We start from the raw sequence: 18694 nt of genomic DNA on the forward strand, positions 1-18694 counted from the left end.
GTTCCGGGACCGGCCCGTACGGCCCGTACCATCGATGACGTGAAGCTCTCCACTGACCACCGCAACCCCTTCGTGCGCGGACTCGCCTCGTTCTGGGCCCCGACCCCGCGGTCGATGCGCGGCTGGGCGCTGGCCTCGGTGGTCGCCAACGCGGGCATCACGGTGACCGGCGCCGGCGTGCGCGTCACCGCCTCAGGGCTCGGCTGCCCCACCTGGCCCCGGTGCACACCCGACAGCTTCGTCCCGGTGGCGCACCCCGAGGTGTCGATGCTCAACATGTTCGTCGAGTTCGGCAACCGGCTGCTGACCTTCCTGGTGCTGGCCGTGGGCGCGGTCTGCGTGGTCGCGGTCTGGCGGCTCGTGCCGCGCCGCAGGTCGCTGATGCGGCTGGCCCTGCTGCAGCCGGCCGGCGTGCTGGCCCAGGCGCTCTGGGGCGGCCTGGTGGTGCGCACCGCGCTCAACCCGTTCACCGTGGGCATGCACTACCTGCTGTCCACCGGCCTCATCGCGGCCTGCTGGCTGCTCTACGCCCGCGCCGGCGAGGGCGACGGCCCGGTGAGGACGGTGGTCCACCGGGACCTGCGCGTCCTCGGATACGTGCTGCTGGCCGCGACGTTCACGCTGCTGGTGGTCGGCGTGGTGGTGAGCGGCACAGGCCCGCACTCGGGCGACGAGATCGCCTCCCGCTTCGACCTCGACATCGAGGCCGTGGCCAGGTTCCACGCCGACGTGGTCTACGTGGTGGTGGGGCTGACGTTCGCGCTGCTGTTCGGGCTGCGCGTGTCGGGGGCGCCCCTGGCGGCCCGGCGGGCGGCGCTCGCGCTGCTCGTGGTGGAGCTGGCGCAGGGCGTGATCGGCTACACCCAGTACTTCCTGGCCGTGCCCGCCGCGCTGGTGCTGCTGCACGTGCTCGGCTCCACCGTGGTCTGGATCGCCGCGCTGCGGGTGGTCACCTCGCTGCGTTCCCGCGAGCCGCTGCCCGCCACTCCGGCCGGCCCCTCCCCCGCCGAAGTGGCCGCCACTGTGTGATCGGTTGTGCCAGGGTGTGTGGTGAGATGTCCGCCACTCCCCCGGCCCGGAAGAGGTGCGATGTGCGGGGAAAGGTGCGCCCCTCGCGGAAGGCGCTGCGGCGCGCGTACCAGGGGCTGGTGCTGCTGAGCGTCCTCGCGCTGGCGCCCATGACCTGGGCGTGGCTGAGCAGCTCGGGGCACCGCGTGACGGCCGAGGGAGCCGGCTGGACCGCCCGGGTGCCCCCGGCGCAGGCGGCGCTGGTGCTCGGCGCCGGCCTGTACGCAGGACGGCCCTCGCCGATGCTGGCCCGCCGGCTCGACGTCGCCGCCGAGCTCTACCACGCCGGCAAGGTGCGCGCGCTGCTGCTGAGCGGCGACAACAGCCGCAAGGAGTACGACGAGCCGACCGCGATGCGCGACTACCTGCGCGACCGGGGCGTGCCGGAGGCGGCGATGGTGCTCGACTACGCCGGCTTCGACACCTGGGACTCGTGCGTACGGGCCCGGCAGGTCTTCGGGGCGCGCAGCGTCACCGTCGTCACGCAGGAGTTCCACGTGCCGCGCGCGGTGACGCTGTGCCGCACGGCCGGGCTGGAGACGTTCGGGGCGGGCGACGACTCCTCCAGGCGCTGGGCCGGCGTCACCTACGTCTACGCCGCCCGCGAGCTGTTCGCCACGGCCAAGGCGTTCGCCGACGCGAAGGTCCTGGATGCCGATCCGGTGTTCCCCGGTCCGCGGGAGACCTCGCTCGCCCGCGCCCTCACCGAGCCGCGCCCCTGACGCTCGCCGGCCCCGCGCCGGCCGGCCGGGCGTGCCAGCGGACCGGGCGCGCCGGTCAGCCGGGCGCGCCTGGCGCGTAGCCGGGCGGGGGCATGCCGCCCGCGACCGACCGGGCGTGCGCCGGCGGCACGGGGAACTGCCCGCGCGCGGTGCTCATGCACTCCAGCAGCGCCCGCTGCTCCTCGTGGAAGGTCTGCTCGTCCACCATGTGGCGGGCCGCCCGCTCGTGCAGCAGCCCCAGCTCGGTGGCGGCGAGCTGGTAGTCGGCCATGGCGCGCAGCCCTCGTTTGCCGCCGTGGGCCTTGGCCCACTGCCTGGCCTGGCGGCGGCGGGAGAAGGCCGACAGCATGAAGATGTCGGCCTCGTTGACGAGCTTGGTCGGCTCGTACGCCGGCAGGTAGCGCTGGATCAGCGCCACGATGCGCCGCCGGTCGCGGAACACCACGCCGATGAGCACGACCAGCACCACCAGCAGCGTCAGGTAGGCCACCACGAGACCGGGGAAGCCGCCGTAGGAGGCCAGGCCGTTCCACAGGCCGTGCAGGATCATCGCCCCCGACCAGCCGGCCAGGATGAGGAACACCCGCTCGGAGCCGCGCTGGGCGGCGTACGCCACGGCCACGCCGATCATCGAGCTGAACAGCGGATGGGCCAGCGGCGACAGGATGCCGCGCAGCACCACGGTGACCGCGAGGCCCTTGACGCCGGAGGTGGACAGGGCCGCCAGGTAGTAGCTGACGTTCTCGCTCATGGCGAAGCCGAGACCGACCATGCTGGCGTAGATGACGCCGTCGGTCGGCCCGTCGAGCTCGGCCCTGCGGAACCTGAGCAGGCCCAGCAGCACCAGGCCCTTCATCGTCTCCTCGACCACGGGGGCGCCGAAGGTGGCCGCGACGTTGCGGGCGCTGTCCTGCGACAGCTTGACGGTGTCCATGAAGTAGTGGAGGTTGAGCGAGTTGATCACGCCGGCGACCAGCACGGCGACGCCCGCCCCCCAGGCGAAGGCGAAGATGAGGTTGCTGCGCGGCTCCGGCTCCATGCGGTCAAGCGCGAGCACGGCGGCCAGCAGCAGCGGCACCGGGGCGAGGGCGAGCGCGAGGGCGATGAAGAACTGCACCGGCTCGCCGTTGAAGACGTCGAAGGAGAACGAGATCAGCGCGCAGATGCCGGTGAGGACCAGCCCGACGATCAGCGTCGTCGAAGGGCGGTCCTTCAACACCCAGCGTGGATCGCGGCTCGCCATAGGGTGACTTTAACGGATCAGTGTGTCGGGGCCCGTGCCGGTCGGGCGCCCAGGACACCCACTCATCACCGTACGGACACGCGGGTCCCCGCTCCCGCTCAGGCCAGCAGCGGGTCGATGGCGACCGTGAGGAACAGCAGCGCCAGATAGGCGTTGGACCAGTGGAAGAAGCGCATGGGCCGCAGGTCGACGCCCGTCTTGCCGGCGTTGAGCCGGCCCAGCAGGCGGTGCACCTCCCACAGGCACATGACGCCCAGCACGGCGGCCACGACCGGGTAGAACAGCGTGGTGCCGGCCACCGGCCACAGCGCCAGCGAGCACAGCACGGTCGCCCACGTGTAGGCGATGGACTCCATGATGACCCGCCGCTCGGTGGCCACCACCGGCAGCATCGGCACCTTGGCCGCCGCGTAGTCCTCCTTGTAGCGCATGGCGAGGGTCCAGGTGTGCGGCGGCGTCCAGAAGAACACGACGCCGAAGAGCACCAGCGGGGCCCAGTCGAGCCGCTCGGTGATGCCCGCCCAGCCGATCATGACCGGCATGCAGCCCGCGATGCCGCCCCAGACGATGTTCTGGGCCGTGCGCCGCTTGAGGATCATCGAGTAGACCAGGACGTAGAACAGGATCGCGCCGAGGGAGAGCAGCGCCGCCAGCCCGTTGGTGGTGACCCACAGGCCGGCGGTGGACAGGATGCCGAGCACGATGCCGAAGATCAGCGCGCCGCGCGGCGACACCTGGTGCCTGGCCAGCGGGCGGCGGCGGGTGCGGCGCATCTTCTGGTCGATGTCGCGGTCGACGTAGCAGTTGAGCGCGTTGGCGCTGCCCGCCGACAGGGTGCCGAACACCATGACGGCGACGGAGGTCCACAGAGGCGGCAGGCCGCCGGCCGCGAGGAACATCACCGGCAGCGTCGTGATCAGCAGCAGCTCGATGATCCGCGGTTTGGTGAGCGCGATGTAGGCCTTGACGATCATGCCGATCGAGCGCGGCGCCTCCACCTGCGGAGATCGGGCCGCCGCCTGCCTGTTGGTGAGCACCGTCAAGGCGCTTCCAGCCTGTGCGGGGTCAACGCGTAACCTCTGATTAGAGCGGATCCATGGTGGGCGCCGGTGACGCCTCTGCGAACAAACAAACTGTAGTCGCAGGGACGGCCGGTCCGGCCAATGGGGGGCTTTGCGCCGTGCATGGACACGCTCGCGCCGATTGGAATTGATCGCCTGCTCCACTCGGTTAGGGTCCCTGTGGGCGGGATAGCCAACCGGCACAGCCAAAGACATCCACAGCCGAAGACATCGAGAATCCGGAGATCGAGCACTTGAGCAGCGAACTCGTGCCAGCCCTTGAATGGACCGACCTGGACGGCCAGGCGGTCGACGTCGTTCGAGCCCTGGCGATGGACGCAGTGGAGAAGGCGGGCTCGGGTCACCCCGGCACCGCCATGAGCCTGGCCCCCGCCGCATACCTGTTGTTCCAGCGTGTGATGCGCCACGACCCGACCGACCCCAACTGGCTGGGTCGCGACCGTTTCGTCCTGTCGTGCGGCCACAGCAGCCTGACGCTCTACATCCAGCTCTACCTTTCCGGCTACGGCCTCACCCTGGACGACCTGCGCCGGCTGCGCCAGTGGGACAGCCTCACGCCCGGCCACCCCGAGCACGGCCACACGGCCGGCGTCGAGACCACGACCGGCCCGCTGGGCCAGGGCCTCGGCAACGCGGTCGGCATGGCGATGGCGGCCCGCCGCGAGCGCGGCCTGTTCGACCCCGACGCCGAGGCCGGCTCCTCGCCGTTCGACCACCACATCTGGTGCTTCGTCAGCGACGGCGACATCGAGGAGGGCATCAGCCACGAGGCCAGCGCCATCGCCGGCCACCAGAAGCTGGGCAACCTCATCGTGGTGTGGGACGACAACCACATCTCGATCGAGGACGACACGCTGATCGCCAAGTCCGAGGACGTCGTCAAGCGCTACGAGGCCTACGGCTGGCACACCGAGAGCGTCGACTGGACCTCGGGCGAGGACTACCACGAGGACGTCCAGGCGCTCTACGACGCGCTGGAGGCGGCCAGGGCGGAGACCGGCCGGCCGTCGTTCATCCGGCTGCGCACGATCATCGGCTGGCCCGCGCCCAACAAGCGCAACACCGGCAAGATCCACGGCTCGGCGCTGGGCGAGGCCGAGGTGGCCGCCACCAAGCAGGTGCTGGGCATGGACCCCGCCAAGACCTTCGACGTGCCCGGCGCGGTGCTCGCGCACGCCCGCGAGGTGGTGCAGCGCGGCCGCGCCACCCGCGCCGAGTGGGACAAGCGCTACGCCGAATGGCGGCTGGCCAACGCCGAGCGCGCGGCCGAGTACGACCGGATCTCGCACCGCGAGCTGCCGGCCGGGTGGGCGACGGCGCTGCCGGCGTTCGAGCAGGGCTCCTCCATGGCCACCCGCAAGGCCAGCGGCGAGGTGCTCAACGCGCTCGCGCGGGTGCTGCCCGAGCTGTGGGGCGGCTCCGCCGACCTCGCCGAGTCCAACAACACCACGATGAAGGGCGAGCCGTCCTTCATCCCGGAGGAATACCAGACCAAGGAGTTCCCCGGTCACCGCTACGGCCGCACGCTGCACTTCGGCATCCGCGAGCACGCGATGGGCGCCATTCTCAACGGCATCGCGCTGCACGGCGGCACCCGCCCGTACGGCGGCACGTTCCTGGTCTTCTCCGACTACATGCGCCCGTCGGTGCGCCTGGCCGCGCTGATGAAGCTGCCGGTGATCTACGTGTGGACGCACGACTCCATCGGCCTCGGCGAGGACGGCCCGACCCACCAGCCGATCGAGCACCTGTGGGCGCTGCGCGCGATCCCCGGCCTCGACGTGGTGCGCCCGGCCGACGCCAACGAGACGGCCTACGCCTGGAAGGCCGTGCTGGAGCACAAGGACCGGCCCGCCGCGCTGGCGCTGACCCGCCAGAACCTGCCGGTCTACGAGGGCACGAGCGCCGACGGCGTGGCCCGCGGCGGCTACGTCCTGCGCGACGCCTCGGATGGCCAGCCGAGGGTGATCGTCATCGCCACCGGCAGCGAGGTCGAGGTGGCCCTGCACGGCCGCGAACTGCTGGAGGCGCAGGGGATTCCCACGCGAGTGGTCTCCATGCCGTGTGTCGAGTGGTTCAACGGGCAGGATTCCGCGTACAGGCAGACCGTCCTGCCGTCGTCGATCAGGGCTCGGGTCGCGGTCGAGGCGGGCATCGCCCTCGGCTGGCACGAGTACGTCGGCGAGTGCGGCGAGGTGGTCAGCCTCGAACACTTCGGTGCGTCGGCCCCGTACAAGACCTTGTACGAGCAGTTCGGGATGACGGCCGAGCGCGTGGCTGCGGCGGCCAAGGCGAGCCTGGCCAAGCTGGGTCAGGACAAGGGCGAGACGACGGGAAACTGAGACAAGACGATGAGCGAGATCCTCAACAAGCTGTCCGGCCAGGGCGTTGCCATCTGGCTCGACGACATCAGCCGTGAGCGCCTGCGCAGCGGCAATCTGGAGCAGCTGATCCGCGAGAAGAACGTCGTCGGGGTCACGTCCAACCCGACGATCTTCGCGGGCGCGCTCAGCAAGGGCGACGCCTACGACGTGCAGCTGCACGACCTGGCCGTGCGCGGCGTCACCGTCGAGGAGGCGGTGCGCGCGATCACGACGTACGACATCCGCTGGGCGGCCGACGTCCTGCGCCCGGTCTACGACGCCACCGGCGGCGTCGACGGCCGGGTGTCGCTGGAGGTCGACCCGCGCCTGGCGCACGACAGCGACAAGACCGTGGCCGAGGCCCGCGCCCTGTGGTGGATGGTCGACCGGCCCAACCTCATGATCAAGATCCCGGCGACCATGGCGGGCCTGCCGGCGATCACCCAGGCGATCTCCGAGGGCATCAGCGTCAACGTCACGCTGATCTTCTCGCTGGAGCGCTACCGCAAGGTCATGGACGCCTGGCTGGCCGGCCTGGAGGCCGCGCAGGCCAAGGGGCTCAACCTGGCCTCCATCGAGTCGGTGGCCTCGTTCTTCGTCAGCCGCGTCGACACCGAGATCGACAAGCGCCTCGACCAGCTCGGCAAGCCGGAGCTGAAGGGCAAGGCGGGCGTGGCCAACGCGCGGCTGGCGTACGCCGCGTACGAGGAGGTCATGAACTCCGAGCGCTGGCAGCGCCTGCGCTCGGCCGGCGCCCGCCCGCAGCGCCCGCTGTGGGCCTCGACCGGCGTCAAGAACCCCGACTACAGCGACACGCTCTACGTCGACCAGCTCGTCGCCCCCGGCACCGTCAACACGATGCCGGAGAAGACGCTCGACGCGAGCGCCGACCACGCCGACGTCACCGGCGACACCGTCCGCCCCTTCTACGAGCAGGCTTGGAACACCATGGCCGCGCTCAAGGACGCCGGCGTCGACTACGACGACGTGGTGCGCGTGCTGGAGGAGGAGGGCGTGCAGAAGTTCGAGGCGTCCTGGAACGAGCTGCTGGAGAGCGTCAGCAAGAACCTGGTTCCGTGATGGAGGTGCACTACCGCGAGGAGGGGGTGGCCGCCGCCGCCTCCTCCGTCGCGGGGCGCCTCGTCGCCGACGGCGTGCCGGCCAGGCTCGCCGCCGGCGACCCCACGCTGTGGGACGAGGACGCCGAGGGGGAGACGGAGGGCGGGCGGCCCTTCCGCGTCCCCCGCGACCTGCTCGCCGAGCTGGACGCGGTGGCGGCGCGGCTGCGCGCCGCCGTCGAGCCCGGCGAGGAGGGGCCGCACGTGGTGCTGCTCGCCACGGGCGGCGCCGCGGCGGCCGCCGAGGCGATCTGCGACACCGCCGACGTGCCGCTCACCGTGCTCGACACCGCCGACCCCGGCCAGGTGCGCCGGGCGCTGGCCGACCGCCCGGAGTCCACGGTGGTGGTCGCCGCCTCCGGCACCGCCGAGGGCGACGCCTGCCTGCGCCTGTACGAGGAGCTGTTCGAGCGGGCGGGCCTCGCGCCCGCCGGGCGCGTGGTGGTCGTCGCCGGCCCGGGCACGCCGCCGGCGGAGCACGCCCGCGAGCGCGGCTACGCCGTCGTGCCGGCCGGGGACGGCGGCGCGCTGTCGGCCGCCACGCTGCTGCCCGCCGCGCTGGCGGGAGCCGACGTGGCCCGGCTGCTCGACGACGCCGAGGACGTGCTCCCCCTGCTGTCGCGCGACGACGGCAACCCGGGCCTCGCCCTCGGCGCGGCCCTCGGCGGCGCGGCGCTCGCCGGGCGCGGCAAGCTGCTGCTGGAGGACCGGCTCTCGCCCATCGCCGGGCTCCCCGACTGGGTGGAGGCGCTCGTCACGGCGTCCACCGGCAAGCAGGGCCGCGGCATCCTGCCGGTCGTCGGCGCCGACCCGCTGCCCGCCGCGGACGAGCTGGTCGTCGGTCTCGACACCGACCTCGGCGACGTCCGCGTGGACGGGCGGCTCGGCGCGCAGTTCCTGGTCTGGGAGTACGCCACCGCCCTGGCCGCGCTGCTGCTGGGCGTGGACCCCGACGACCGTCCCGACGCCGCGGAGCCCGAACGCGCCGCCGCCGCCCTGCTGAGCCTGCCCGACCTGCCCACCGGCGCGCCCGCGCTGATCGACGGCCCGGTCGAGGTGTACGGCGCGGTCGGCGCCAAGGACCTTCCCGGCGTGTTCATCGAGCTGCTGCGCGCCGTCCCCGCCGACGGCTACCTGGCGGTGACGGCCTACCTCGACCGGCTGGCGGCCTTCGACGCGCCGGTGCCCGAGGGCGCCGACTTCGAGCAGATGACCGACGCCTGGATGATGGCCGACCCGGCCACGCTGCGGGCGCTGCTGGCGCTGCGGACCAGCCGCCCGGTGACCTTCGGGTGGGGGCCGCGCTACCTGCGCGGGCCGGGGCAGTACCACAAGGGCGGCCCCCAGAACGGGGTGTTCCTGCAGATCACGGGGGCGGTGGCCGAGGACGTCGCGGTTCCCGGCCGGTCGTTCACCCTGGGCCGCCTCCAGCTCGCCCAGGCCCTCGCCGACCTGGAGGCGCTGGAGACGCGGGGTCGGCCCGCCGTACGCCTGCATTTGACCGACCGCGCGGCGGGAGTCGCGCACCTGCTCGCAGCCGCACAGGAGGTTTGAGATGACAGACCCGGCAGCACCCATGGAGGAGTCCATGACCGTGGCGGCGGCCGTCGCGGGCACCGCCACCACGATCGAGGCCGCCGCCGCCAACCCGTTGCGCGACCCCCGTGACAAGCGGCTGCCGCGGGTGGCGGGGCCCTGTGTGATGGTGTTGTTCGGCGTGACCGGTGACCTGGCCAAGCGCAAGCTGCTGCCGGCGATCTACGACCTGGGCAACCGGGGGCTGCTGCCGCCCGGCTTCTCGCTGGTCGGCTTCGCCCGGCGCGATTGGAAGGACCAGGACTTCGCCCAGCTGACGCACGACGCCGTCAAGGCGCACGCCCGGACGCCGTTCCGGGAGGAGGTCTGGAAGCAGCTCCTGGAGGGCATCCACTTCGTCCCCGGCGAGTTCTCCGACGACGGCGCCTTCGACGCCCTCGCGATGGCGCTGAACGAGATCGACCAGACGCGCGGCACGGGCGGCAACTACGCCTTCTACCTGTCGGTGCCGCCCAAGTTCTTCCCCGTCGTGGTCGAGCAGCTCAAGCGGACCGGTCTCGCCGACGCGCCGGAGGGGTCGTGGCGGCGGGTGGTGATCGAGAAGCCGTTCGGGCACGACCTGCAGTCGGCGCACGAGCTGAACGAGATCACGACCTCGGCCTTCCCGGAGAGCTCGATCTTCCGCATCGATCACTACCTGGGCAAGGAGACGGTCCAGAACATCATGGCGCTGAGGTTCGCCAACAACCTCTACGAGCCGATCTGGAACCGCGGCTTCGTCGACCACGTGCAGATCACGATGGCCGAGGACATCGGCATCGGCGGGCGCGCGGGCTACTACGACGGCATCGGCGCGGCCCGCGACGTGATCCAGAACCACCTGCTCCAGCTCCTCGCGCTGGTGGCGATGGAGGACCCCACCTCGTTCGACGCCTCCGCGCTGCGCAGGGAGAAGGAGAAGGTGCTGCGGGCGGTGCGGCTGCCGGCCGACCTCAAGTCCTACACCGCGCGCGGCCAGTACTCCGCGGGCTGGCAGGGCGGCCAGAAGGTGGTCGGCTACCTCCAGGAGGAGGGCATCTCCCCCGAGTCGACCACCGAGACCTACGCCGCGATCAAGCTGGAGATCGCCAACAGGCGCTGGGCCGGGGTGCCGTTCTACCTGCGCACCGGCAAGCGGCTGGGCCGCCGGGTGACCGAGGTCGCCGTGGTGTTCCAGCGCGCGCCGCACCTGCCGTTCAGCAAGACCGACACCGAGATCCTCGGCCAGAACGCCCTCGTCGTACGGGTCCAGCCGGACGAGGGCATCACGGTGCGCTTCGGCTCGAAGGTGCCGGGGACGGCCATGGAGGTGCGCGACGTGTCCATGGACTTCGCCTACGGCGAGTCGTTCCTGGAGTCGTCGCCCGAGGCGTACGAGCGGCTGCTGCTCGACGTGATGATCGGCGACCCGCCGCTGTTCCCGCACCAGCGGGAGGTGGAGCTGTCGTGGACGATCCTCGACCCGATCGAGGAGTTCTGGGCCACGCAGGGCCAGCCCGAGCCCTACGAGTCGGGTTCGTGGGGGCCGCATTCGGCCGACGCGATGATGGCCCGCGACGGCCGGGTGTGGAGGAGACTCTAGATGACGACGTTCATGCTGTCGGACACGACGGCGGGCAAGATCTCCGCGCAGTTCACACATCTGCGCCACCAGATGGGCGCACCGGCCATCGGCATGGTGCTCACGCTGGTGGTGGTCTGCGAGGAGCGGCACCAGTACGACGCGCTGCGCGCCGCCACCGAGGCGGCCCGCGAGCACCCCTCGCGCATCATCGTGCTCATCACCCGCGAGCCCGACGAGGCCATCAGGCTCGACGCCGAGCTGCGCATCGGCGAGAACACCCCGGGCGAGGTCGTCGTGCTGCGCCTGTACGGCGAGCTGACCCGGCACGCCGACTCGGTGGTCAGCCCGCTGCTGCTGCCGGACACGCCGGTGGTGGTGTGGTGGCCGGGCGTGGCGCCCGAGGTCCCCTCCAAGGACCCGATCGGCGCGCTGGCGCAGCGCCGCATCACCGACGCCAAAGGCTTCGACGGCGGCGGCGTGCAGTCGCTGGTGACCCGGGCCAAGGGCTACGCCCCCGGTGACACCGACCTGTCGTGGGCGCGGCTGACGCCGTGGCGGAGCCTGCTCGCGGCCGCGTTCGACCAGCCGGTGGGACGGGTGCGCAAGGGCGTCGTGGAGGGCGCGGCCGGGCATCCGAGCGCGCCGCTGCTGGCCGCGTGGCTGTCGGAGCGGCTGGGCGCGACGATGAAGGTGGCCGAGTCCGACGGGCCGGGGCTGACCGCGGTGCGGCTGCAGACCGGCGACGGCGAGCTGGCCGTGGTGCGCAACGACGCCCGGCTGGCCACGCTCTCGCGTCCCGGCCAGCCCGACAGGAACGTGGCCCTCGCCAGGCGCACCACCTCGGAGCTGATGTCCGAGGAGCTGCGCAGGCTGGACAGCGACGAGATCTACGAGGCCGCGGTCAAGCGGTTCGCACGGACGTACAAGGGATGACACGAGAAACCGTGACTGCGAAACAGGCGTCCGTGGGCGCCCCCGGCATCGTCGTCCACCGCAACGCCGACGTCCTGGCGAAGGCGGTGGCGGCCCGGATCATCACCCGCCTGGTCGACGCGCAGTCGGCCAAGGGCTCGGCCTCGCTGGTGCTCACCGGCGGCACGGTCGGCATCGCCACGCTGGCCGCGATCGCCGCCACCCCGGCCCGTGACGCGGTCGACTGGCGGCGGCTGGACATCTGGTGGGGCGACGAGCGCTTCCTGCCGGCGGGCGACAAGGAGCGCAACGAGACCGGCGCCCGCGACGCCCTGCTCGACCACGTGGACGTGGACCCCGGGCGGGTGCACGTGATGCGCGGCCCCGACTCCGGCATGACGGCCGAGGAGTCGGCCGAGTCCTACGCCGCCGAGCTGCGTGCCGCCGCCCGGCCCGAGGACCACGGGCCGGTGCCCGGGTTCGACGTGATGCTGCTCGGCATGGGCCCCGACGCGCACGTGGCGTCGCTGTTCCCCGGCATGCCCGCCCTGTACGACACCCGCCCCGTGGTGGCGGTGCACGGCTCGCCCAAGCCGCCGCCCACCCGGATCTCGCTGACGCTGCCGGCCATCCGGGCGGCCCGCGAGGTGTGGGTGGTCGCGGCCGGCGCGGAGAAGGCCGGGGCGGTCCACCTGGCCCTGTCGGCGTCCGGGCCCGTCCAGGTGCCCGCGGCCGGGGCGCGCGGGCGGCAGCGGACGTTGTTCCTGCTCGACCGGGCGGCGGCCGGGAAGATCCCGCCGGAGCTGGGCCGCCTGGCCTCTCCCTGACGGACGCTCAGCCGGCCCCGCCCTCCGCGGCGCCGGTCAGCTCGTCGATCTCGGCGAGAAGGGCCCGCTTGCGCTCCTCCTTCAGGTACGACGCCCGCACCCCGTTCGCGGCCAGCTCCGCCAGCCCGGCCCGGCCGAGGCCGAACACCCGGGCGGCGACCCGGTACTCCTCGGCCAGGGTGGTCGCGAACATCGGCGGGTCGTCGCTGTTCAGCGTGACGTACAGGCCCTCCTCCAGCATCCGGGGCAGCGGGTGGTCCTCGATGCGGGCGATCTGCCCGGTGCGGAGGTTGGAGGTGGGGCAGACGTCCAGCGGGAGCCGGGTCTCGCGCAGGTGCGCGACCAGGCGGGGGTCGGCGAGGCAGGTGATGCCGTGGCCGATCCGCTCGGCGCCGTAGCCCTCGATGACCTCCCAGATCGTCTCAGGACCGGTCATCTCGCCGCCGTGCGGGACGCTGTGCAGCCCGGCGGCGCGGGCGGCGGCGAACGCGGCGCGGTAGGCGTCGCGGTGTTTCGCGCGTTCCTGCTCGATGCCGGCGATGCCGAAACCTACCAAGGCGGCGGGAGGTTCCGTGAGGGCGTGGTCGAGGGTGACCCTCGCGGCTTCCTCGCCGTACTCGCCGGGGATGTCGAAGATGTAGGCGATCTCCACGCCGTGCTCGGCGGCGGCGCGGCGGGCGGCGAGGTCCAGGGCCTCGGTGACTGCGCGCTTCGGGAGGCCGACGACGTGGTGGGCGTACGGGGTGACCTGCAGCTCCGCGTACCGGGCGCCTTGGGGGGCGAGGTCGCGGGCCAGCCCGACGACGAGCGTGGCGACGTCCTCGGGCTCGCTGACGAGCCGGTTGACCGCCGCGTAGACGCGGGCGAAGTGCGGGAAGTCGCGGAACGTGTAGAAGCGGCGCAGCTCCTCCTCGTCGCGCGGGACCTCGGTGGCGCCAGGATGGCGGCGGGCCAGCTCCAGGACGGTGGGGACCGAGGCGGAGCCGACCAGGTGGACGTGCAGCTCGACCTTGGGGAGCGCGGCGATGAAGGCGTCGAGCGCCGGGTCGGGGGCGGTGGCGGTCGTGGAGGTCATGGCGACGACATTAAGGGCCGCGATCCCCGTTCCGGTAGCGAACCCGGCCCAAACTGACACAGATGTGTGAGGTTCCGTGCGGGGAGTATGGTGAGGGCGTGGTGAACGCCGAGATGTACGATCGCGGGTTCGCCCGGCTGACCCGGCACACCGTCGCGCCCCTGCTGGCCCGCTCCCATGGCGCGCGGCGGCTGCTCGACGTCGGCTGCGGCAGCGGGGTGGTCACGGAGGCGGCGCTCGCCCTGGGGGCCGAGGTGACCGCCGTCGACGCCGACCCGGCCATGGCCGAGCTGACCGCGCGGCGCTTCCCCGGGGCGGCGGTCCTGCGGGCCGCGCTGCCCGGCCTGCCGTTCGGCGACGGGGCGTTCGACGCCGTCGCGGGGAACTTCCTCATCAACCACGTGCCCGACACCGCCGCGTCGCTGCGCGAGCTGCGCCGCGTGCTGCGGCCCGGCGGGACTCTCGCCCTGAGCTGGTGGAAGGCCGGGGAGATGACCGCCACCGCCGTCCTCTCCGACGCCATGGACGCGGCGGGCCTGGCCCCCGCGGCGCCGCCCCGGCCCTTCGCCGCCGACGCCGACCCCGAGCGGTTCGCGGCGCTGCTGGCCGCCGCCGGGTTCGCGGGCGCGGAGGTGGAGAGCGTGCGATGGCGGCACCGCGTGGACCTCGACACCTGGTGGACGGACGTCGTGGGCGCCGGCGGGGTCAGGTTCGGCACCATCGCACGGCAGCCGCCGGCGGTGACCGGCCGGGTCCGGGCCCACTACGAGCGGCTGGCGGCGCCGTACGCCCGCGACGGCTTCCCCGTCTGCGCCCACATAGCCCACGCCCACCACCCCTGACCCGCCGACGCCTCACCCCTTCACCGCGACTCGCACCCCGGCCGGGGCGGCCTACACCTCCCCCGGCGTGGCTCACTGGTCCAGCCGCCGGCGGGCGTGGCGCTCCTCCCGCCGCGCGACCTCCAGCCGGTTCCCGCTGTCGTCCAGTCTGCGGCGCGCCTTGGCGAGTTTGCGCTCCAGCCGTTCGACCTTGGCCGCGCGGTCGTCGAAGTCCCGCTGGGCGGCTTCCAGGGCCTCCTGCCATTCCCGGTGCGCGGCCTCCGCCTCGGCCCGCTCCCTGGCCTTCCTGTCCTGCTCGGCCTGCCTGGCTTGCTGGGCCTGCCTAGCCTGCTCGGCCTGCTCGGGCGGCGCCTCCTCGCGGGGGCGGGGCGCGGCGGTCTTGGCCTCGCGGGCGGGCTTCTTCTTCCTGGCCGGCCGTCCGCGCGGCGCGGGCGCGGGCGCGAAGCCGCTGTAGGCGAGCGGCTGGGCGAGCCGGCCACGGCGCACCTGGTCGGCCGCGCCGGCGTCCACGACGGCGGCGTCCAGGGTCTGGTCCACCTCGGCGGCAGCAGCGGACGACAGCCCGCCCTCCTGCCTGACGAGCCGCCCGAGCCGGCCGGTGACCTCACCCCGTCGCCGGGTCAGCTCGGCGAGCGCGTCGGGGTCCTGCTCCTCCCAGGCGGCGCGCAGCCGCTCCCCCACCTCCAGAAGCTCGGCCACCTCGCCGGGATGCGCGCGGGCCGCCCGGTTGACCGCCGCCGCCGACACCGTGGGCTTGCGCAGCTTCGCTATCGCGCGGGCGAGCCCGGCGTCGCCCGCCTCCCTGGCCGCGCGGGCCTCGGCCGTACGCGCGGCGGTGAACTCCGGCGGCGGGAGGGCGTACAGGCGGTCCGCCACCTCGTCAAGATCCACACAGGACAAATACCCCACATGGCGGGTTTTCTAGCGCATAGTGGAGGCAGCCCCCCAGCCGAACGGAGGCCCCCGGTGTTCGAACGCTTCACCGACCGAGCGCGCAGGGTCGTCGTCCTCGCTCAGGAGGAGGCGCGGATGATGAACCACGGCTACATCGGTACGGAACACATCCTGCTGGGTCTCATCGCCGAGGGCGAGGGGCTGGCCGCGCTGGTCCTGGAGGACAGCGGGGTGGAGCAGGGCCGCGTACGCGCGTTCGTCGAGCGCGAGACGGGACACGACGGCAAGCCGCCGAGCGGGCACATCCCGTTCACCCAGCGCGCCAAGAAGGTCCTGGAGCTGTCGCTGCGCGAGGCGCTGCAACTGCGCCACAACTACATCGGCACCGAGCACATCCTGCTCGGGCTGATCAGGGAGGGCGAGGGGCTGGCCGCCGAGGCGCTCGTGGACGCCGGCGCGGACCTGGCCGGGCTGCGCCAGCGCCTGCTCGACCGGGTCGGGCGGGGCTCCAGGGAGCGTCCGCCCGAGGTGCTCTTCGCGGGCGCCGGCTCCGTGAACGAGCGGCTCGCCCAGATCCAGGAGAGTCTGGAGCGCATCGAACGCCACCTCGGCATCCGCCCGCAGGCCGGCGCCGAGCGTGACGGGAGGATCGAGGGCGAGGAGGGCGAGGGCGTCGGCTGACACCGGCCCATCGGCCCATCGGCCCCCGCCGTCGGGCTTCCTCCGCCGGCCCCGCCCTTACCAGCCGCCCTCGGACAGCCGCCCTCAGACAGCCGCCAGCGCGCCGACCGGCAGCCGTGCCTCCACCACGCCGGGGTCCTCGGTGTAGCCGAGCGTGGCGCCCAGCGACACCAGCAGCCGGCGCATCCGCGCGTTGTCGGACAGCATGGTCGCCCTGACCTCGGCGTACCCGAGGTCGCGGGCGGCGCGCACCAGCATCCGGGCCATGGCCACGCCCAGACCGCGCCCCTGCCAGCGGTCCTCGACGAGGAAGGCCATCTCGGCGATGCCGGGGTCCGGCGTGAACATCAGGTTGGCCATCGCCACCACCTGCCCGTCGTGCCCGGCGACCAGGGAGTGTCCGCGGTTCTTGTCGCACAGCCGGTCGAACATCTGGGGCGGCAGCGCGGGCATGGCGGTGAAGTAGCGGAACCTGCGCGATTCCGGCGAGCACCTGTCGTGCAGGTCGCGTACGGCCTCCCGGTAGATGGAGGTGAGCGGGCGCACCGTGACCTCGACGCCATCGGACAGCTTGACGCCGCGCTCGGCGCTCATCTGGTCGGCGGCGGGCTGGGCGAGCCGGGCGAGGGCGGCGGCCCTGGCGGCCTCGGTCAGCGTGAACGGGAGTTCGGCACGGCGCAGCCGGACCGCGCGCTTGGCGGCGACGGGCACGACGAGCCTCGTCGGGTCGGGGAGGTCACTCACGGCATCACCATAGATCCACCGGGCGTCGTCGGCGCGCAGCAGCTCGGCGAGCAGCTCGGGCAGCCGCCACGGCATCGTACGCAGCCGGGAGGCGAGCAGGAGCGCGCGGGTGGGCTCGTCGGTCAGCTCGTGGGCGGTGGCGGGGACCACCTGCACCTCGCGCCCGCCGGCCGCCTCCAGGGCCTCGCGCACGGCCTCCGGGCCGGCGGGGATGTCGGCGACGAACTCGTCGACGGTGCCGTCGGTGTCGGACTGGACGCTGAGCCCGAGAATGTTGCCGCCCCTCTCGGCCAGGGCCGACGCCAGAGAGGCCAGCCGGCCGGGCCGCTCGTCCACCGTGGTGCGGATGCGCAAGAATCCCATGCGCCGAGCATGCCCTGAAGGTGTTACACGTCCGCTAACGACGTGTTTCATCAGGAAATGAACCTATTTATCCCGATAAGGACCCCGGCGCACGGCCGTCTCGGCGGGACGAGCGGGCACGGGACACCTCATGCGCCCCACCGGCCTCGCGGCGCGCCTCCCGCACCTCTGACTCGTTGAGGATCCATCACGAATTTCGTTGCGAGATGCGGCGCAGTGTCCGGATATAGCAGGATACGGGGGCATGAGCGTGCGTGTTCCCTTGTCGTCCGAGTTCGTGAACGGCGACGTGTCCTTCTGGTACCGGTCCATGGGCGTCCCCGCCCCCGGCCCCCGTCTCGACGGCGATCTCGATGCCGACGTGGCGATCGTCGGCGCCGGCTACACGGGCCTGTGGACCGCGTACTACCTCAAGCGCGCCCGCCCGTCCCTCCGCGTGGTCCTGCTGGAGCAGGAGTTCGCCGGCTTCGGCGCCTCCGGCCGCAACGGCGGCTGGCTGACCGGCGACCTGGCCGGCTCGCACGAGCGCTACGGCGAGGGCGCCCGCCGCCTGCAGCGCGAGATGTACACCTCCATCGACGAGGTCATCGCCGTCTGCGAGAAGGAGGGCATCGACTGCGACCTGGTCAAGGGCGGCGTCCTGAACGTGGCCCGCACCCCCGCCCAGGTCTCCCGCCTGCGCGAGAGCGTCGAGTCGGCCCGTCCCTGGGGCATCGGCGAGGAGGACCTGCGCCTGGTGAACCCCGGCGACCACCTGCGGGTCGCCGGCGCGATCGAGGGCTCCTGGAGCCCGCACTGCGCCCGCATCCAGCCCGCCAAGCTCGCCCAGGGCCTGGCCAGGGTGGTCAGGGATCTCGGCGTGCCCATCTACGAGCGCACCCCTGTCACCGAGATCGCGCCGCACCGCGCCGTCACCCCGTACGGCACCGTGACCGCCGGCCACGTCATCCGCGCCACGGAGGGCTTCACCTCCCGCCTGCGCGGCCTGCGCCGCCAGTGGCTGCCGATGAACAGCTCCATGATCGTCACCGAGCCCCTGCCGGAGTCGTTCTGGGACGAGGTCGGCTGGCGCGGCGCGGAGCTGCTCGGCGACATGGCCCACTACTACATGTACGCCCAGCGCACCGCCGACGACCGCATCGCCTTCGGCGGCCGGGGCCGCCCCTACCTGTACGGCTCCCGCGTCGACGCCCGCGGCCACACCCACGAGTGGACGGTCGAGGCGCTGTGGAGCCTGCTGACCGAGTTCTTCCCGGCCGCGCGCTCCTCCTCGGTCGCCCACGCCTGGTCGGGCGTGCTCGGCGTGCCGCGCGACTGGTGCTCGACCGTCCACGTGGACCCCTCCACGGGTCTCGGCTGGGCGGGCGGCTACACCGGACACGGCGTCACCACCACGAACCTGGCCGGCCGCACGCTGCGCGACCTCGTCCTCGGCGAGGAGACGGAGCTGACATCCTTGCCGTGGGTGGGCCGCAGGGTGCGCGCGTGGGAGCCTGAGCCGCTGCGCTGGATCGGCGTGCACGCGATGTACCGGCTGTACAGGGTGGCCGACGAGCGCGAGCGCACGATGCCGCGCACCTCGGTCCTGGCCCGCTTCGCCGACCTCATCACGGGGCACTGA

At 72.9% G+C, this 18694-nt stretch carries 15 protein-coding genes and 1 pseudogene; 11 read left to right on the top strand and 5 right to left on the bottom strand.

Translation table 11 applies throughout. The features are described from left to right. Window positions 1–39: 39 nt before the first annotated feature. On the top strand, window positions 40–1029 hold the full coding sequence (locus Nocox_RS26945; RefSeq protein ID WP_020544789.1) for a COX15/CtaA family protein: 990 nt from the start codon (window positions 40–42) through the stop codon (window positions 1027–1029). Window positions 1030–1103: 74 nt separating this feature from the next. Next, window positions 1104–1790: a SanA/YdcF family protein gene (locus tag Nocox_RS26950; RefSeq protein ID WP_020544788.1), complete on the top strand. Its 687-nt coding sequence runs from the start codon at window positions 1104–1106 to the stop codon at window positions 1788–1790. Window positions 1791–1845: 55 nt separating this feature from the next. On the opposite strand, the gene Nocox_RS26955 is transcribed toward Nocox_RS26950, so the two are convergent. Both Nocox_RS26955 and Nocox_RS26960 read right to left on the bottom strand, forming a co-directional pair. Continuing rightward, complete coding sequence (locus Nocox_RS26955) at window positions 1846–3033, bottom strand: PrsW family intramembrane metalloprotease (protein WP_020544787.1); 1188 nt, start codon at window positions 3031–3033, stop codon at window positions 1846–1848. A gap of 98 nt (window positions 3034–3131) precedes the next feature. After that, a complete protein-coding gene (locus Nocox_RS26960) occupies window positions 3132–4076 on the bottom strand; it encodes a heme o synthase (RefSeq protein ID WP_020544786.1) in 945 nt (314 codons plus the stop codon). Window positions 4077–4426: 350 nt separating this feature from the next. On the opposite strand from Nocox_RS26960, the gene tkt reads away from it, so the two are divergent. Genes tkt through pgl form a run of 6 tightly spaced genes read left to right on the top strand, consistent with a single transcriptional unit; the run spans window position 4427 to window position 12474 of the window. Then, window positions 4427–6457 carry a transketolase gene (gene tkt, locus Nocox_RS26965; RefSeq protein ID WP_246649902.1) on the top strand — a complete coding sequence of 677 codons (2031 nt, stop codon included), beginning with the start codon at window positions 4427–4429 and terminating at the stop codon, window positions 6455–6457. Between the two features lie 9 nt (window positions 6458–6466). Next, window positions 6467–7558, top strand: a complete 1092-nt coding sequence (gene tal / locus Nocox_RS26970) for a transaldolase (protein ID WP_020544784.1) — start codon at window positions 6467–6469, stop codon at window positions 7556–7558. Beyond that, complete coding sequence (locus tag Nocox_RS26975) at window positions 7558–9150, top strand: hypothetical protein (protein ID WP_020544783.1); 1593 nt, start codon at window positions 7558–7560, stop codon at window positions 9148–9150. Before tal ends, Nocox_RS26975 begins: the two co-directional genes overlap by 1 nt. Window positions 9151–9172: 22 nt before the next feature. Next, window positions 9173–10753, top strand: coding sequence for a glucose-6-phosphate dehydrogenase (zwf, locus tag Nocox_RS26980; RefSeq protein ID WP_020544782.1), 1581 nt, complete (start codon window positions 9173–9175; stop codon window positions 10751–10753). Beyond that, window positions 10754–11668, top strand: coding sequence for a glucose-6-phosphate dehydrogenase assembly protein OpcA (locus tag Nocox_RS26985; RefSeq protein ID WP_020544781.1), 915 nt, complete (start codon window positions 10754–10756; stop codon window positions 11666–11668). It abuts the gene before it with no gap. A gap of 32 nt (window positions 11669–11700) precedes the next feature. Beyond that, window positions 11701–12474 carry a 6-phosphogluconolactonase gene (pgl, locus tag Nocox_RS26990; RefSeq protein WP_020544780.1) on the top strand — a complete coding sequence of 258 codons (774 nt, stop codon included), beginning with the start codon at window positions 11701–11703 and terminating at the stop codon, window positions 12472–12474. A gap of 7 nt (window positions 12475–12481) precedes the next feature. On the opposite strand, the gene add is transcribed toward pgl, so the two are convergent. Further along, entirely contained in the window at window positions 12482–13549 is a 1068-nt protein-coding gene (gene add, locus Nocox_RS26995; protein ID WP_020544779.1) for an adenosine deaminase, read from the bottom strand. Between the two features lie 98 nt (window positions 13550–13647). On the opposite strand from add, the gene Nocox_RS27000 reads away from it, so the two are divergent. Continuing rightward, window positions 13648–14391: a class I SAM-dependent methyltransferase gene (locus Nocox_RS27000; protein ID WP_169577057.1), complete on the top strand. Its 744-nt coding sequence runs from the start codon at window positions 13648–13650 to the stop codon at window positions 14389–14391. Between the two features lie 72 nt (window positions 14392–14463). On the opposite strand, the gene Nocox_RS27005 is transcribed toward Nocox_RS27000, so the two are convergent. Continuing rightward, window positions 14464–15282, bottom strand: a complete 819-nt coding sequence (locus Nocox_RS27005; protein WP_157383201.1) for a hypothetical protein — start codon at window positions 15280–15282, stop codon at window positions 14464–14466. A 138-nt stretch (window positions 15283–15420) separates the two neighbouring features. Here Nocox_RS27005 and Nocox_RS27010 point away from each other — a divergent pair. After that, window positions 15421–15774: pseudogene (locus Nocox_RS27010) on the top strand (Clp protease N-terminal domain-containing protein); the annotation flags it as partial. A 276-nt stretch (window positions 15775–16050) separates the two neighbouring features. Here Nocox_RS27010 and Nocox_RS27015 read toward each other — a convergent pair. After that, window positions 16051–17073 (bottom strand): GNAT family N-acetyltransferase, encoded by a 1023-nt coding sequence (locus Nocox_RS27015; RefSeq protein ID WP_020544775.1) that lies wholly within the window; start codon window positions 17071–17073, stop codon window positions 16051–16053. 244 nt (window positions 17074–17317) lie between these two features. On the opposite strand from Nocox_RS27015, the gene Nocox_RS27020 reads away from it, so the two are divergent. Beyond that, entirely contained in the window at window positions 17318–18694 is a 1377-nt protein-coding gene (locus tag Nocox_RS27020; RefSeq protein ID WP_026214669.1) for an NAD(P)/FAD-dependent oxidoreductase, read from the top strand.

The organism is Nonomuraea coxensis DSM 45129, from assembly GCF_019397265.1.
In the GTDB taxonomy this organism is placed as follows: domain Bacteria; phylum Actinomycetota; class Actinomycetes; order Streptosporangiales; family Streptosporangiaceae; genus Nonomuraea; species Nonomuraea coxensis.